The 16491-nt window shown below is 49.8% G+C and carries 16 protein-coding genes; 13 read left to right on the plus strand and 3 right to left on the minus strand.

The window, feature by feature from the left end; translation table 11 throughout:
* Positions 1–121: 121 nt before the first annotated feature.
* The 4 genes from CWC46_RS20790 (at position 122) to queF (ending at position 4729) form a co-directional block, all read left to right on the plus strand.
* Positions 122–1873: a polysaccharide lyase family protein gene (locus CWC46_RS20790; RefSeq protein ID WP_021014621.1), complete on the plus strand. Its 1752-nt coding sequence runs from the start codon at positions 122–124 to the stop codon at positions 1871–1873.
* A 524-nt stretch (positions 1874–2397) separates the two neighbouring features.
* Positions 2398–3012 carry a helix-turn-helix domain-containing protein gene (locus CWC46_RS20795; RefSeq protein WP_021014620.1) on the plus strand — a complete coding sequence of 205 codons (615 nt, stop codon included), beginning with the start codon at positions 2398–2400 and terminating at the stop codon, positions 3010–3012.
* On the plus strand, positions 3013–3882 hold the full coding sequence (locus CWC46_RS20800; RefSeq protein ID WP_021014619.1) for a queuosine precursor transporter: 870 nt from the start codon (positions 3013–3015) through the stop codon (positions 3880–3882).
* 4 nt (positions 3883–3886) lie between these two features.
* Positions 3887–4729: an NADPH-dependent 7-cyano-7-deazaguanine reductase QueF gene (gene queF, locus CWC46_RS20805; protein ID WP_021014618.1), complete on the plus strand. Its 843-nt coding sequence runs from the start codon at positions 3887–3889 to the stop codon at positions 4727–4729.
* 249 nt (positions 4730–4978) lie between these two features.
* On the opposite strand, the gene CWC46_RS20810 is transcribed toward queF, so the two are convergent.
* Complete coding sequence (locus tag CWC46_RS20810; protein ID WP_021014617.1) at positions 4979–5890, minus strand: LysR family transcriptional regulator; 912 nt, start codon at positions 5888–5890, stop codon at positions 4979–4981.
* Positions 5891–5999: 109 nt separating this feature from the next.
* Between CWC46_RS20810 and CWC46_RS20815 the strand changes: the two genes are divergently transcribed.
* Positions 6000–7079, plus strand: a complete 1080-nt coding sequence (locus CWC46_RS20815) for a tartrate dehydrogenase (RefSeq protein WP_021014616.1) — start codon at positions 6000–6002, stop codon at positions 7077–7079.
* Positions 7080–7320: 241 nt separating this feature from the next.
* On the opposite strand, the gene azuC is transcribed toward CWC46_RS20815, so the two are convergent.
* Positions 7321–7398 (minus strand): stress response protein AzuC, encoded by a 78-nt coding sequence (azuC, locus tag CWC46_RS23730; protein ID WP_369685791.1) that lies wholly within the window; start codon positions 7396–7398, stop codon positions 7321–7323.
* 293 nt (positions 7399–7691) lie between these two features.
* Between azuC and CWC46_RS20820 the strand changes: the two genes are divergently transcribed.
* The 8 genes from CWC46_RS20820 to ydfZ all read left to right on the plus strand — a co-directional run bounded on the left by CWC46_RS20820 (position 7692) and on the right by ydfZ (position 15639).
* On the plus strand, positions 7692–8885 hold the full coding sequence (locus CWC46_RS20820; protein ID WP_037380628.1) for a multidrug efflux MFS transporter: 1194 nt from the start codon (positions 7692–7694) through the stop codon (positions 8883–8885).
* A 330-nt stretch (positions 8886–9215) separates the two neighbouring features.
* Positions 9216–10445 (plus strand): ABC transporter substrate-binding protein, encoded by a 1230-nt coding sequence (locus CWC46_RS20825; RefSeq protein ID WP_021014614.1) that lies wholly within the window; start codon positions 9216–9218, stop codon positions 10443–10445.
* Positions 10446–10602: 157 nt separating this feature from the next.
* Positions 10603–11475 carry a carbohydrate ABC transporter permease gene (locus tag CWC46_RS20830; protein ID WP_021014613.1) on the plus strand — a complete coding sequence of 291 codons (873 nt, stop codon included), beginning with the start codon at positions 10603–10605 and terminating at the stop codon, positions 11473–11475.
* Entirely contained in the window at positions 11472–12299 is an 828-nt protein-coding gene (locus CWC46_RS20835; RefSeq protein ID WP_021014612.1) for a carbohydrate ABC transporter permease, read from the plus strand. Before CWC46_RS20830 ends, CWC46_RS20835 begins: the two co-directional genes overlap by 4 nt.
* A gap of 9 nt (positions 12300–12308) precedes the next feature.
* Positions 12309–13388 (plus strand): ABC transporter ATP-binding protein, encoded by a 1080-nt coding sequence (locus CWC46_RS20840; protein WP_021014611.1) that lies wholly within the window; start codon positions 12309–12311, stop codon positions 13386–13388.
* A gap of 1 nt (position 13389) precedes the next feature.
* Positions 13390–14154, plus strand: a complete 765-nt coding sequence (locus tag CWC46_RS20845) for an MBL fold metallo-hydrolase (protein ID WP_021014610.1) — start codon at positions 13390–13392, stop codon at positions 14152–14154.
* Complete coding sequence (locus CWC46_RS20850; RefSeq protein WP_021014609.1) at positions 14151–15137, plus strand: LacI family DNA-binding transcriptional regulator; 987 nt, start codon at positions 14151–14153, stop codon at positions 15135–15137. Before CWC46_RS20845 ends, CWC46_RS20850 begins: the two co-directional genes overlap by 4 nt.
* A 295-nt stretch (positions 15138–15432) precedes the next feature.
* The gene (ydfZ, locus tag CWC46_RS20855; RefSeq protein WP_021014608.1) at positions 15433–15639 is read left to right on the plus strand and encodes a putative selenium delivery protein YdfZ; all 207 of its coding nucleotides are present in this window, start codon (positions 15433–15435) and stop codon (positions 15637–15639) included.
* Positions 15640–15743: 104 nt separating this feature from the next.
* On the opposite strand, the gene CWC46_RS20860 is transcribed toward ydfZ, so the two are convergent.
* Positions 15744–16430 (minus strand): GntR family transcriptional regulator, encoded by a 687-nt coding sequence (locus CWC46_RS20860; RefSeq protein ID WP_021014607.1) that lies wholly within the window; start codon positions 16428–16430, stop codon positions 15744–15746.
* Positions 16431–16491 lie beyond the last annotated feature (61 nt).

Below are 16491 nucleotides of genomic sequence, written 5' to 3' on the forward strand. Positions count from 1 at the left end.
CTCACTGCCACCATGGGTTCTCGGATGGCAGCCGTACAAAGGTTCAACGTATCAGACAGCGGTAAGTTACAAACTGAAACATATCCTGCAACCGTTACACAATGATAATGGAAGATCCGCTATGATGAACTGTTTGCAAAAATGGCGCACACCGCTGCTGGTCATTCTGCCTTTGTTGGCACTGGCACCTGCAACCGTATTAGCTAGTGCGCCAGTAATCATGAATATCAATGGGTTAAATAGCACACTGGATAATGGACTGGTCAAGTTCAGCTTCGGCTCGGACGGCAGTGCGCAAGAAGTATGGAAAGATGGCACCAACCTGATCACTCATCTTTCCGGCGCAATACGCGACCCCAGTAAAAACCGTAGTTTTTATCTGGATTACTATTCCAGCGGCGTCAATGATTTTATCCCCAAGCGTGTTGAAGTTATCAGACAAACGCCAGAACTGGCCCACATTGCGTATATTGACGATAGCGGCGGCAAACTACGACTGGAATACCACCTGATCATGAAAAAGGGTATCAGCGGCCTCTACAGCTATGTCGTCGCTTCAAATCCGGGACAGGAGGCGGTCAATATCAGTGAACTGCGCAATGTCTATCGTTTTGATGCCAGCCGGATGAACCAGCTCTTCAACAGCAAGCATCGTGGTACACCACTGCTGTATAGCGAGTTGGAACAATTGCCTAAAGTTCAGGACGAAACCTGGCGGCTGACCGACGATAGCGTTTATTCCAAGTATGACTTTGCCGGTTATATCCGGGAAAGTCCTTATTGGGGGGTGATGGGTAACGGCTTTGGTGCCTGGTTAGTGCCAGCCAGTTATGAATATTATTCTGGCGATGCCTTAAAACAGGAACTGTTAGTACATCAAGACGCCATTATTCTGAACTATATGACTGGCTCCCATTTCGGCACACCCGACCTGGTGGCACAACCGGGCTGGGAAAAACTTTATGGTCCTTGGCTGCTGTACATCAATCAAGGTAGTGACACTCAGCTCATCGCGGATGTCAATCGGCAGGCAAGTCATGAACGTGCCAGTTGGCCCTATCGTTGGGTTGAAGATTCACGTTATCCACAACAACGAAGCACACTAACCGGTAAGTTAAACATAAGTGTACCCAAAGCGATGGTCGTGTTGACCTCCAGCGATGAGCCGTTCGATATTCAAACCCATGGTTATTTCTTCTCAGCCAAAACAAAACGTGATGGTCTCTTTTCTCTGCATAATGTTCCTGCGGGAAAATATCACTTATCGGTATATGCTCTCGGTGGACAACAAATCGGCATACTGGCACAGCGTTCTATTACTGTTGAGAAACAGCAGCAAAATCTTGGCACCATCAAGGTCGAACAAGCAGACAGGATTATCTGGAGTATTGGCAAGGCGGATCGTCGCGCCGGTGAATTCAAGTGGGGTGACCGTCCACGCAATTATCAGTGGCAAACACAAGTGCCCGCCAACCTGACATTTGAAATCGGCAAAAGTAAGGACTCACAGGATTGGTACTATGCTCAGACCAAGCCTGGCAGTTGGATAATTCAGTTCAACACCCATGTCGACGCATCACCACGGGTACTGAATATCGCTATTGCCGCAGCCAGTAATAATGGTATGACGACGCCGACCACTACGCCTCAACTGGCGGTGAAGGTCAACGATCAACGACTGAGCACGCTAAAGTACAGCAATGATAAAGCCATTTACCGTGAAGCCATGCAAAGCGGTAAATACCACGAGGTCCATATCCCGCTACCTGAAGGCATTCTGAAAAAGGGTGTCAATCGCGTCACGCTGGAGTTGCAAGGTGGTATGGTGATGTATGATGCCATCAACCTGAGTGAACCGTCTGAAGAGGAATAATCGACGAGTTATCCCATAGCAAACATCCCCCCGCTTACACGGGGGGATGTTATTGATGCTGTCACCACAGTAGTCACTCCCTGTATTTACTCATCAAAATACAAGCGTCCTTTCTTTGGTTCCCCTGGTGTTGGGGGATGACAGATCTCGTTATTTCCAATAAAAACCAAGCAAACAAATTATAATTTAAAAAATAATAACTTATATAAATAATGACTTATGTCCAGCCAATAGCCAATTCATCAGGCTAGCTAAACAATAGCGCAATGTAAATGTTTAAGTCAACGCATTAGTAGACATAAAGTTGTTATTTATGTCTACTTTTTATGATTTTTAGGCATTCATTCCAGTTTTACTCACTTATTTTCCTATAGTCTCTCCGCCTCACCACTAGAAATATATTGGCTCGTAACCTCACGAGTGTTCCGCTTTTCCACAGAAGCGGAATCTTGTTCCGCTCAGGGTTGGATGACGTCACGGCGTGATATATAGTGGTCTGAGAAGCTATTGCTGAAGGAATTACCATGAAAACAACCAATGCCCAGCGTAAAGTAAACATCATTAAAAATATTGAATATCTGATGCGCACACGTGGAGAAACCAAAGCCTCTTTTTCAAACCGCACCGGCGTTACGCGAACCACAATCTATAAAATACTTGATGGTCGCGTTAATAACGTGCAGCAATCAACCGTCAACAGAATCTCGGACTTTTTTGGCGTTTCCTGTGAAGAAATAGAAGATTACGATCTTGAAAAGGTCGAGTTGCTTAATAAGACCATCTCTTTTGAAGGCAATAGAAATCCGTCTGCCGTACCTATAATTCCTCAGTCAGAACTACTATCTGTATTTGAACAAAAAATTGGACAATTAACCATTCAATACCCGTTAACCTATTTCTTTGGCGATGAAGCAAATATGCTGGCGATAAAAGTAGAGACCGCTATTGGTGATCAATTCTCACCTAACGACACTATTATTATCAAACGCCCACCAGCACTGGTATTGAATACACCAATGCTCTGCTATTCATACTCATCTGGCTTTATTATCCAATCAGCAGAAGAGCAGTCTACAGCAGATAAAAATAAACCACATGATATAAAGCTTTTGGGATATATCATAGAGGAAAGATTGTAAATGGAGTCTAACAGGAAGTTTAAATTATTAGGTTTTAACCATAGCGGGAAACTATCTGCCAATATCATGGTTCTCGCTACGGGAAAAACCATCAGCATGGATCTGAAGGAACTCACTGATAGTGAAATATCAGAAGATTTCAATCGGCATGAACTGAATGCCTTATACAAAAAGCTTTATAGTGGAAAAGAAATTGTTACTACCTATGATCTTAGTGACCGTCATGATCGTTCCTGGCATGCTTATGTTCTGCTCAGTATCGCACTAACTGTTATTTTTATTTTTTCCACTGTCGCCGGCGTTAAACCCATTAATATTCCCAAATTGAATATGATTGTTCCACCTGCGGTTTTCGTTTATCCCATTACGTTTATTCTGGTGGATATTCTTAATGAATTTTACGGTTTGAAACTGGCCAGACGGACGATTATCATCAGCTTCTTCGCCCACCTTTTTTTCGTGTTGGCGTTATGGATTACCAGCCTGATTCCACCACTGCCCCAATGGGAATACGGCCAAACGTATAATGGCATTATTCATAGTATGATGGCCGTATTGGTGGCCTCGTCTCTCGCTTATCTGGTTTCTGAAAACGTTAATGCCTACGTACTGTATAAAATAAAGATCCTGACCAAATCCAAATATCTGTTTATCCGCGTGATTACCAGTACCGTTACAGCGTCTGCCCTGGACAGTATTATTTTTTGTACCCTGGCGTTCTATAATGTGCTGAGTTTTGAGATAATCAAAGAGATGATTTTGTCGCAATTTCTGATCAAAGTAGTCTATGCGGTGCTGGGTGTCGGCCCTATTTATGGTACCCGCAAACTGTTCAGAAGCTATATCAATACCGCTACGGCAAGGAACTGATTACATGCATATTACGGAAAAAGATCACATCACACATTTGGGCGTCCGCTCCCATTATCCAGACCAGTACTCACCCCAGTTGCTGGAAGCCTTGCCCCGCGCCCGTGGCCGGGAAGTGATTGGTTTGAATACGCCGGCGTTACCGTTTACCGGATACGACTTATGGACAGCATTTGAGCTTTCCTGGCTGAATAATAAAGGCAAACCCGTGGTGGGAATTGCGGAATTTATTATTCCCGCCAGCTCTGAAAACCTGATTGAGTCAAAATCATTCAAACTTTACCTTAACAGCCTCAATCAGACCCGTTTCCGAGACCTTGAAACCCTGCTCGCGACCTTAATCAACGATTTGTCTGAAGCCGCCAAGGGAGATGTCAAGGTTACGCTGTACCCTGGATTATCTGGTTACCCTTCGGCTATTGATACACTGCCTGGTATCAATATTGACGATCTGGATATTGAAGTGAACAACTATGACTTTAATCCGGATTATCTGAAATACGCCATATCCGAAAAATCAGACGATATCGCTGAAACACTATGCTCCAATTTACTGAAATCCAACTGTCTGGTGACCTATCAGCCTGACTGGGGCAGCGTCGTCATTAACTATGAAGGTAAGCAGATCGATCGAGAATGTCTGCTACGTTATCTGATCTCTTTTCGTCAGCATAATGAGTTTCATGAACAGTGCGTGGAAAGGATCTTCAATGATATCAAACGCTACTGCCAACCTCAGAAACTGACCGTGTTTGCCCGTTATACGCGACGTGGCGGACTGGACATCAATCCATTCCGCAGTGATTTCGAAGAAAAAACAACGACGGGCCGCCTGATTCGTCAATAAACCGCTATACCCCAAATAATTCGAGTTGCAGGAAGGCGGAAAGAGAGTGAATCCCGAGGAGCTTACTCAGGTAAGTGATTCGGGTGAACGAACGCAGCCAACACACCTGCAACTTGAAGTATGACGGGTATAACCTTTCCGCCTACGGTTAAACTGAGTCATGCCCGTGCAATACCGGGCATGACGCGATAGAACAATAAAAAAATATATCAATAACCTGGGATGTTCCAGTGTAAACGGGGATAGCGTCTAATCAGTTGTCTCAGTTACCCCTTTCACCATCAAATGCTGCTTCAGGTAGCGAATAAACGTATTAATACGCACCGGTACATGACGGCGATGCTGATAAACCGCATAAATATCCGCATCAGGCGTTTTGAAATCCGTCAGCAGCGCCACCAGTTCCCCCCGTTCGAGATGAGCCTTCACATCCCAGAAAGAGCGCAGGATAATACCTTGCCCATCCAACGCATAATGCACAATCGTTTCACCATCATTGCTGGAAAGGTTGCCGAAAGCACGATGTGTCAGCTCCTCACCGTCCCGATAAAAACGCCATAACGCATAGTCACTCTCATACTGACGCAGCACCAGGCAATTATGGGCAACCAGCTCCGCTACCGTTGTCGGTGTTCCGGCACGTTCAAGATAGGCAGGTGCTGCGCACAATATGCGGGGATTACTCATCAGTTTATGAGCAATCAAGCGGGAGTCCGGTGGTTCCCCCACCCGGATATCAATATCAACCCCGGCATCCAACATGTTTACTGGCAGGCTCGCTAGCCGAAGTTGTATCTCCAGTTCAGGATGCTGTTGGGAAAAAGCGGAAATCAGCGGTGCGACATACCGTCGGCCAAAACCAAAAGAGGCATTGATGGTTAACTTACCGCGTAACGCCAGTTGATTACGGCCCACCACGCTTTCCAACTCTTCAATCTCATTCAGTATCGGTAGCGCCCCTTCAGCATAAAGTTGTCCTTCCGGGGTTAAATCCAGGCGTCGGGTCGTTCGTTGAATCAACTGCACACCCAAACGGTGTTCAAGCCGAGTTAATCGTTTACTGACCGCGGGCAGTGACACGCCCTGTTCCCGTGCCACGGCAGTCAGGCTGCCAAGAAACGCGATGCGACTGAAAAACAGCAGATCATCAATAGCACTCATGCATTATTCTCTTTAATTCAACAATGACTTGCTCATAAGGCGAATTGTTTACATAAGACAGAGTAAATACACTGCTTCCTACGTTAGTACAACCACACAGGAATCTCTGATGTCTGCACCTCACTACAAAATTGCTGTTATTCCCGGCGATGGAATTGGCAAAGAAGTCATGCCGGAAGGCGTACGGGTGATGGATCGCGCCGCACAACAATTCGGTTTGAACATCCAATGGGAATGGTTCGATTTCGCCAGCGCCGATTACTATCTCAAGCACGGCAAAATGATGCCGGATAACTGGTTTTCCCTGCTGAAAGACGCTGATGCTATTTATTTCGGTGCTGTTGGCTGGCCGGAAGTGGTACCGGACCACGTGTCACTCTGGCAATCCCTGTTGTTGTTTCGTCGCGAGTTTGATCAGTACGTCAACCTGCGTCCGTGCCGCTTGATGCCGGGGGTAAAAACGCCACTGGCCGGACGTCATCCGGGGGATATCGATTTCTATATCGTGCGCGAGAATACCGAAGGGGAGTACTCCAGCGTTGGAGGTACGATGTTCGCCGGTACTGATCGGGAAGTAGTGATACAGGAAACAGTAATGACCCGCGTCGGGGTTGATCGCATTCTGAAATTCGCTTACGAGCTGGCGATGCGTCGTCCTAAAAAACACCTCACATCGGCGACCAAATCCAATGGTATCGCTATCACCATGCCATATTGGGATAGCCGTGTCGCAGAGATGGGGAAAAACTATCCGCAGGTCACGGTGGATAAATTCCATATCGATATCCTCAGCGCCAACTTTGTACTGCATCCGGACTGGTTTGATGTGGTGGTTGCCAGCAACCTGTTTGGCGATATTCTTTCCGACCTTGGTCCGGCCTGTACCGGCACCATTGGCATTGCACCATCGGCCAACATCAACCCGGCCCGAAATTTTCCCAGCCTGTTTGAACCGGTACATGGTTCAGCGCCGGATATCGCAGGGAAAGGCATTGCCAATCCGATTGGTCAAATCTGGTGTGGCGCGATGATGCTGGAACACTTAGGGCATTTCGATGCCGGTGCAGCGGTATTGAAAGCAATTGAAACTGTGCTGGCGCAAGGGCCGGAACAGGCGCCACTGACGCGAGATCTGGGAGGGAAAGGCAATACTGAATCATTGGGAAGAGCGATTGCTGACGCACTGTAAGTGAGAATCGAGAAAACACAAAAAAAGGCCGCTAAACGGCCTTTCAGACCGTTGACAAACCTACGTATAGCGTCAGAACGGTGATAATGAGAGAGAAGAGTAAAGCATCCGCGCCAGGGATGGCGCGGCTTGAGCTTACAGGGAGGTACTTGCAGCGTCTTTACGATCTTCTCATTATCGCCGCTATATAGACGTTGTCATCAAACTCAAAGACCGCTAAACGGCCTTTTTCATAGAAATATTAATGCATGGCGCCAGGAGGAACATCTTTATAGACGTTGACATAAGCGGCCAGGATTTTTTTCAGTAATTTACGCACGTTGATTACCTTGATTTACGTTGTTGTCTTGTTACTTGCCGGTGAAATATTCTACTGAATGTTGATAAGCACCACAATATTTTTGTGATACCCATCACAAAAATATTCGTACACCCATCTTCTGGTGTATCAATAACGCGACATATGCTGGTTTTTAGGACCTAAAATCAGACAAATTTTAACGTACTGATGTAACCTATTTCGTTATTCTTTGATATATAAAAGCATTTCACGATGACATAAAAACAGCCATACTAGTACTTCGCCGCCTAAGTCATTACCATCCTTATCTTATGGAAACATGGAAACTCAATCTCTTCTCTGCCTGGCTAGGATGCTTTTTCACCGGCATGGCAATGAGCCAGATCCTACCTTTTCTACCACTGTATATAGAACAGCTTGGCGTCACTGATCATGCGTCACTGAATCTCTGGTCTGGTCTGGTTTTCAGCTCATCCTTTCTGGTTTCAGCCATTGTCGCACCCCTATGGGGAAGTCTGGCTGATCGTAAAGGCCGCAAGTTGATGCTGTTGCGGGCCGCGCTGGGGATGGCGATCGTCATGTGCCTACAAGGTTTGGCAACCAACGTCTGGCAACTGTTTTTCCTGCGCGCGGCAATGGGCCTGACATCCGGTTTTATTCCCAATGCCATGGCGTTGATTGCCTCGCAAGTGCCACGCACCAAAAGCGGCTGGGCACTGGGAACACTCTCCACCGGGCAAGTTTCTGGTGTGATTATTGGCCCGCTGCTAGGGGGGTTCATGGCGGACCACCTCGGGCTACGGCTGGTATTCTTCGTCACTGGCGGTATGTTGTTCATCAGCTTTTTAATCACGCTATTCGCTATCAAAGAGAGTGTTATCAAAGTCAGTAAAGCCGACCGGCTAAGTGGAAAGGCGGTGTTCTCCACATTGCCTTTTCCAATGCTGATTATCAGTTTGTTCTTCACCACCATGATGATCCAGATGGCAAACGGCTCGATCAGCCCTATTCTGACGCTGTTTATCCGTAATCTCTCGCCCGGTATTGATAATATTGCCTTTATCAGTGGCGTCATTGCCTCCGTCCCAGGTATTTCCGCATTGATATCAGCGCCCCGGCTCGGCCGGTTAGGTGACAGAATTGGTTCTCAGCGAGTACTGATTGTCGCGTTGATTTTCTGTGCCTTGCTATTTTTCCTGATGTCTTCCGTGCAAAATGCCACACAGTTGGGTATTTTGCGCTTCCTGCTCGGGTTCGCCGACGGTGCCCTGATGCCCGCTGTACAGACCTTGCTGGTTAAATACAGTAGCCAGCAGGTAACGGGTCGTATCTTTGGTTATAACCAGTCTTTTGGCTATATGGGCAATGTCGTCGGCCCGCTGCTTGGTTCCAGCATTTCCGCCATGGTAGGCTACCGCTGGGTATTTTTGGTGACCGCCCTGCTGGTACTGATCAACATGCTACAGTTGCTCATCAGTTTCCGCCGTCTGCCAAGAAAAACCTGATGTCCCAGACTGTTGGCTAACCTATGTATGGCGTCAGAACAGTGGTAATGGGAAAAAGAGTAAAGCATCTGTGCCAATATTGGCGCGGCTTGAAGCTTACAAAGATGCACTTGCAGCGTCTTTACTCTCCCCCCCCATTATCGCGGCTACTTGCACTTTGCCATCAAACTCATGTTCTTTATTCTCCATTCCCTACAACGCCGATAACCGGGTATAGCGGCTTAGTTGTCGTATCGCAGACTCTTCATCTGCCTTTCATGATTTTGTCATCTTCCTCCTCAAAGATAGCGCCTGTGCAAACGTATGCACTCCTGAAAAAAGGCGCTCACTATGTTTGGCAAGAAACCACTTTCACGTTTTATTCTCGCTTCCGGGCTGCTGTTTAGCCTGATAGGCCACGCAGCAGATTTGGTCATCGCTGGCCGCGATGACGTTTATGGCAAAGCACTCGACAGCACACTGACCCGTTTCCAGCAGAAACACCCCGGCAAGCAGATTGAACTGCTTAAGCTGCCCTACGGCAACCTGTATGAAAAACTGGTCATCTCCATGCGTGAAAACGCGTCAGCCTACGATCTGGTATTGATGGACGATACCTGGAGTCCTGAGTTTGCAGGTAACGGCTGGCTGCAACCGCTACCGAAAAAGATGCAGAGCAATGACTTTATCCCGGCGGTGATGGACATCTCCCGTGTGCCGGAAAAAACCGGCCCGGCATACAGTTTACCGGTAGTCGGTAACGTAGAAATGTTTGCCCTACGCAAGGATCTGTTCGACAAACATCAGCTTAAAGCCCCCACCAGTTGGGACGATGTGTTGAGCAGTGCGAAAATCCTGCAACAACAGGAACCCGGTGTATCCGGCGTGGTGTTCCGCGGCATGAAAGGCAACCCGATCGTCTCTGGTTTTATGCCTATTCTGTGGGCCTACAACGGCGCAGTGGTTAAAGATGGTAAAGCTGCGCTGGATTCCCCACAGGCGTTACAGGCCCTGAAAACCTTCATCGCGTTAAAAGCGTTCGCGCCAACCGGTGTAGATGTTTATAACGCCGCCGATGTCCGTCAGTCGCTGGAGCAAGGTAAAGCAGCGATGGCGATTGAAGTGTGGCCGGCATGGGCGGCGGCGCTGGATAACCCGGACAAATCCAAGGTCGTAGGTAAGGTTGAATTACAACCGGCACCCGGACAGGTCGCCGGCCCATCCCCTATGCTAGGCATCTGGCAGATGGCGATTACCAAAAACAGCCAACACAGCAAGCTGGCGCAAGAATTCCTGACCTACCTCACCAGTGCTGAAAATCAGAAAGCGTTGGCGCTGGAACTGGGACTTCCGCCGACCCGCCGCAGTGTTTATCAGGATAAGCAGATTATCCAGAAATACCGCTGGTATCCGGCACAGTTGACCGCACTGGAAGCGGGCAGAGCCCGCCCACGGATCCGTAACTGGCAGGAAGTGGAAAGTATTCTGGGTGACTATCTGCAACTGGCGTTGATGGATCAAATGCCAGCGCAGGTCGCACTGCAACAGGCTAACCAGAAAATTGCCCAGGCGCTGAAATAATCCGCCACTACCGACAACGCGATCCCTGCCACGCGGGGATCGCGTTGAACACAATCCTGCGGTGGAAACAGGAACCCGGCCTGCACAGGTGTGACACCCAGGCTAACCGCCGGGTTCAACCGTCGGTATCCGTGATTTGATGGCTGAAGGACACTCCATGCTTTTTGATTCCCGCTGGCAGCGCTGGCTGTTACTGCTCCCCGCCACGTTACTGCTGGCGGCGCTCACGCTCTACCCTATCGGACAAATGTTGCTCTATTCGTTCAGCCATGTCGACTATGCCTCCGCGAGTCATCACTGGGTGGGCTGGGATAATTATCGCCAGTTATTCAATGACTGGTTCTTCACCACCAGCCTGAAGAATACGCTGGTGTTCTCACTGGGCAGTTCGCTGCTACAGGTCTTGCTTGGTCTGGTACTGGCGCTGCTGCTGTATCGCCACTTTCCTGGTCGCCAGTGGGTTCTGAGCCTGATGATTTATCCGATGATGCTGTCCACGCTGGTCTGTTCCGCTATCTGGCGCGTCTGGTTTCACTATGATTTTGGCCTGCTGAATAACTGCCTGACATCGCTGGGCCTGATGCCGGTGGAGTGGCTCTCCAACCCACACATCGCCTTATTATCGCTGATGCTGGTGGATATCTGGCAGTGGACGCCGATGGCCTGCCTGATCATCCTGGCGGGATTGCAGTCAATCCCCAAAGAGCTGCTGGAAGCAGCACAAAGTGACGGTGCCAACGGCTGGCGACGTTTGTGGTACGTCACGCTACCGCTTATTCGTCAACCTATTTTGCTGGCGCTGCTACTGCGCTCCATCGACACCTTCAAACTGTTTGACAAGGTCTATGCGTTGACCGGCGGCGGCCCCGGCTACGCCACAGAGACGCTGTCACTGTACATCTATCAGCAAGGATTCAAGTTTTTTAATCTGGGGCTGGCCAGCGCCGGAGCCGTCATCATGTTGTTGTGTGCCAGCGTGATGAGCCTGACATATGCCTGGCAATTGATGCGCAAAGGAGAACCCCAATGACACGTTTTTCCTGGTTATCGATCTTGCGCGCCACGGCCATTATCACAGCGATGCTGTTTTTTACTCTACCGATTATCTGGATGGCGGCGGCGGCCTTTAAGTCTACCGCCGAATTTTCCAGCCGACACAGTCCCTTCTGGCCACAGCACTGGACACTGACCCACATCACTACCTTGCTGGCAAACGGCTTTGTAGACCGGCTGATCAACACGCTGCTGGTCGCAGGCGGCGCTACCGCACTGTCTCTGCTGGTCGGGTTTATGGCGGCTTATACGCTGGCGCGTCACCGTTTTCCGGCACGACTGGACACGCTGTTTCTGTTGCTGGTATTGCTGATCAAAATGATGCCGCCGATTGTGGTGGCTATCCCGTTGTTCTCATTACTGAAAACGCTGCATCTGCTGAATAGCCTCGCCGGATTGGTACTGGTATATCAGGTTTATACGCTACCATTCTGTATCTGGATGCTGCTGAGTTTTATCCGTGAGATCCCACTGACACTGGAAGAGGCCGCGGCGATGGATGGCGCCAACCTGTGGCGACGTCTGCGCTACATCGTCATCCCCGCCTGCGCGCCTGGTCTGGTGGCAACCGCCATTTTCACCCTGATTATCGCCTGGAACGAATTTCTCTTTGCCTTGCTTTATCTGCAAACACCGCAGCAGTTCACACTGCCACTGTTCATCGCCAATTTTATGACGGAAAACCAGGTGTACTGGGGAGAGCTGATGAGTATCGGCCTGCTCTCATCACTGCCGGTACTGCTGGTGGCGGGTTTTGTTCAACGTTATTTGTTACGCGGCTTTGCCGTTAGCCAGAAATAGGAATCCGGGATGAGTGAATTACAGTTACACCACATCACCAAAGGCTTTGGCAAACAGTCGGTGTTGAATGATATCGATCTGCACATCAATCACGGCGAATTGATGGTATTTGTCGGCCCTTCCGGCAGCGGTAAGTCCACATTGTTGCGGATTATCGCCGGGCTGGAACAGCAGGACAACGGCCAAATCCTGCTGGATGGCGAGGATATTTCCCGTCAGGCACCAGGACGGCGTGAAATGGCGATGGTATTTCAGTCCTACGCGCTCTATCCCCATATGACGGTAGCGGAAAACATGGGCTTTGCGTTGAAGATGGTCGGTGAGAAACAACCGGTGATTGCGGAAAAAGTCGCGCGGGTGGCAGAGATGCTTCAGCTCACACCACTTCTGAAACGCAAACCCGCTGCGCTCTCCGGCGGACAACGCCAGCGGGTGGCTATTGGCCGAGCCATCGTGCGTAAACCACGTTTATTCCTGTTCGATGAACCGCTCTCTAATCTGGATGCCAGACTCAGAACCCACACTCGCGTACAGCTCAAAGCGCTGCATCAGCAACTGGCCGCCACAATGATTTACGTAACACACGATCAGGTGGAAGCCATGACATTGGCTGATCGGATCGTGGTATTGCATAACGGTAGCATCGCCCAGATTGGCACGCCGGAAGAGCTATATCACCGGCCCGCCAACCGGTTTGTGGCCGGATTTATCGGTTCGCCGGAAATGAACTTCTTCCCGATCATCGCCGAACAACCGCTGGCGCCGTGGTTGCAACGGCTGTCATTGACCAATACGGCCGCCGTCACAGTAGGCGTGCGCCCGGATGCCTTTGAAATCATCGATAGCGTACCGACTTTTCAAGTGGATCTGCTGGAAAGTCTGGGTGCGGTATACCACCTGCATGGCCACTTTATTCATGAACCGCACATTACGGCAGTGGTGGAAACCCGTCAGACAGTTAAGCCAGGGAACCGACTGGCGCTTAATGTCAATTTATCTCGCTGCCACTGGTTTGACGTGGCAGGCAATCGCCTGACTTCCCCTGCTGTTTCCTGTAGCGCAACGCAGAAAACCGGAAAGGGAATGTAATATGGAACTGGATATTCTAGGTAGTGGGGAAGCCTACGACAGTCAGCGGATCAATGCCTCTATACGGCTCATCAAAGGGGATTTTCAGTTACTGATCGACTGCGGACCAACGGTGCCTCAGGCACTCTGGCAACGGCAGATCCAGCCGGATCAGATTCAGGCGGTCTACTTTACCCATTGTCACCCCGATCATGTGCTGGGCTTCACGACCTGGTTGAACTGGTGCGAGTCTTGTGGACGCACTGCACCACTACAAGCTATTGCGCCCCGTCAACAACTGACTCAGTTACAAGCGCTGGCGGATTTCGCTTTTTGGCCCGCCAACCGGCCACAGTTCGCTATCCATTGGCTGGCAACCGATCAGTTGCACACTCTTGGCCCGTGGCAATGCCAGACCGCCGCCACACACCACTCAGTACCTAACGTATCACTGCTACTAACCGGGCCAGAAGGTTCGCTGTTTTACAGTGGCGATGGAGCGTTGTCTCCGAAGAGCGAAGCGTTACTCGCGCAAGCGGATATGGCACTGGTGGAGTGTTTTTCCGTACAGAACAGTGCCTCGCCTTATCATGGCTCCTGGTCAGAGATCCAACACTTTACCCGCAAACCAGGTGCCATGCTGGGGCTTTATCACGTTCAGCAAATGCAAAAACCCTTACTTCAACAAACGCTGAAGCAGACAAAGCAGGTGTTCCTACCCGAGCAAGGGGAACGCTGGCAACTGCATAATGGCATCTGGCTATCTACCGCAGGAAGACAATCATGACGGTAAAACGTGTTACATCCATTGACGTCGCACGCTGTGCGGGGGTTTCGCCTTCCGCCGTATCCCGCACGTACACAGCGCAGCACAAGGTCAGCCCGACAACCCGAGCCAAAGTTCTGGCAGCAGCGGAAACGCTGGGGTATCGCCCCAATGCGCTGGCGCGGGCGCTGGTAAATTCCGGACGCCAGGGCTCTGGCATTATCGCCGTGGTGATGAGCGAGTTCGATAATCCGTTTCAGCCCTATCTGTTTTGCCTGTTAACCCAGGCGTTACAACGACATGGCTTCGTGCCCATGCTGATCACCGTTATCGAACCCTGTGATATTCGAGCCCAGTTGCAACAGGCACTCTCCTATCAAGTGGAAGCCGCGATTATCTCAGCCGGCAGTCTGTCGCAGCACACCACCGAACGTTGTCTGGAACTGAATCTGCCCATGGTGCTGATGGGCCGCGAGGATAAGCGTGAAACCATTACTGCTGTGCTGTCCGATAACCGGATGGCCGGACAACTGGCGGCAGACTATCTGGTCAGTCTTGGTCTGACCCAGTTGGCGTTTATCAGTGGCCGGCAAGATGGGCAGGCTTCGCAGGAACGACTGGCTGGCTTCTGCGCCACACTGCAACAATACGGATTGCCATCGCCGCATATCATGATCAATCAGGACTACGCTTATCACAGCGGGTATCGCGCCATGAAGCAGCTGTTGCAAAGCTACCCCGAAACTGAAGGCGTGTTTTGTGCCTGTGACGCACTGGCGTTTGGCGCGTTGGACGCCCTGCGGCTGGAAGGTGGCGACACACAGAAAATTATCGGCTGCGATGACACACCGCTGGCAGCGTGGGAAGGTTATCGGCTGACCACGATCCGCCAGCCGGTGGAGCAGTTGGTAGAACAGGTACTGGTGAATCTGGAACAGGTACTGAATGGCACCGCCAGCAGTGGGGTTACGGTGCGTATCGAGCCAACGCTGGTAGTACGTTAATATGACACAATCGAACGACAATAATGGGTACCGTGGCAATAACCGGGTGAATTCCTGGGAGCGGACTCCATGACAAATCTGCCAGAAGCCGATTTGAACGCAGTGTGCAGCCGCCCCATAAGGGCGAGGCCCATGGATGATGGAGCGAGTAACTGAGGTTCGACACCATACACCGGCAGTTTGACAGATGACGGGTATAGAACCATTGTTTATAACCCGGCTAATGTTCTGGCACCGATTCCTCTCGTGCAGTAGGATCAAAGACGGTTTTTGTGGTCAAACGAAGGAGGTTATTGTGTACACAGCGTATGACAGATACAGAAATCCACTCAACCCCGGTTGTCGGGTGATGCAAAACGGTTCTCATCTGGTGGGTACTATTGCCGCTATTCACGACGAAAAGTTGAAACGTGAAGAGGTCCGTAAAGCAAAATGTGTTGAGCTGAAAAACGTGGATGGCTATTTCGCACCAGAAGAGCTGATGCGTCTTGGGGGCGACTAAACCACGTTTATCGGGCGTCGTTCTGTCGCCCGATAATCATGTTTTCCGTCACATATTTTTTCTCATTATCCGCAATAAATCCCACCGCACACCTAAAACCCGCATCAGAAATGCTCGAACCAATCGCGGTTCTGTTGGGCAATCGGGGTGATGGAATAGATCATTTCCTGAAGGTGTATACGAATGGCATTCTCCGCATCATCCGCATTGTGGGCTTTCAGCGCGTTGAAAATCTGGTAATGCTGCTGAATCAGACTCTGTGGCGGTGATACCTGGCTCAGACTGAGGAAACGAACTCGGTCCATAGTGGACTTAATGGAATCTATCGTATCCCATGCCAACGGACAACTCGCCATCTGGGTCAAAAGGCGGTGAAAATCATCGTCCAGGTTAAGAAATTCCCGCATCTGGTTGTTTTGCGCGGCCAGCTCCTGCCGGTGCAAATTATGTTCCAGAATCAGCAGTTGTTCATCCGTCGCCGCTTCAGCAGCACGACGGGCAACGGCGCACTCTATCGCCTGCCGAATGAACCTCGCTTCGGCGACCCGCTGCTCCGAAATTTTCATCACAAAAGTACCGCGCTGGGGCAATATCTGCACCAAACCAGCTTCGGCCAATTTGATAAACGCCTCACGGACTGGCTGTCGAGAAACATCAAAACGCGTAGATATTTCCTTTTCGGATAACAGCGTACCCGGTGGAATACTGCACTCAACGATATCTTTACGCAGCAAACGATATATTTGCTGATTTATCGGCTCGTTGTTGTTGATCTGAGAAGATGTATCCATACCACACAGTGATTTATTCAAGAAATTTATCGATTATGATACAGGTATAATCAAGACTATA

The organism is Prodigiosinella confusarubida, from assembly GCF_002847015.1.
Taxonomy (GTDB): Bacteria; Pseudomonadota; Gammaproteobacteria; order Enterobacterales; family Enterobacteriaceae; genus Prodigiosinella; species Prodigiosinella aquatilis.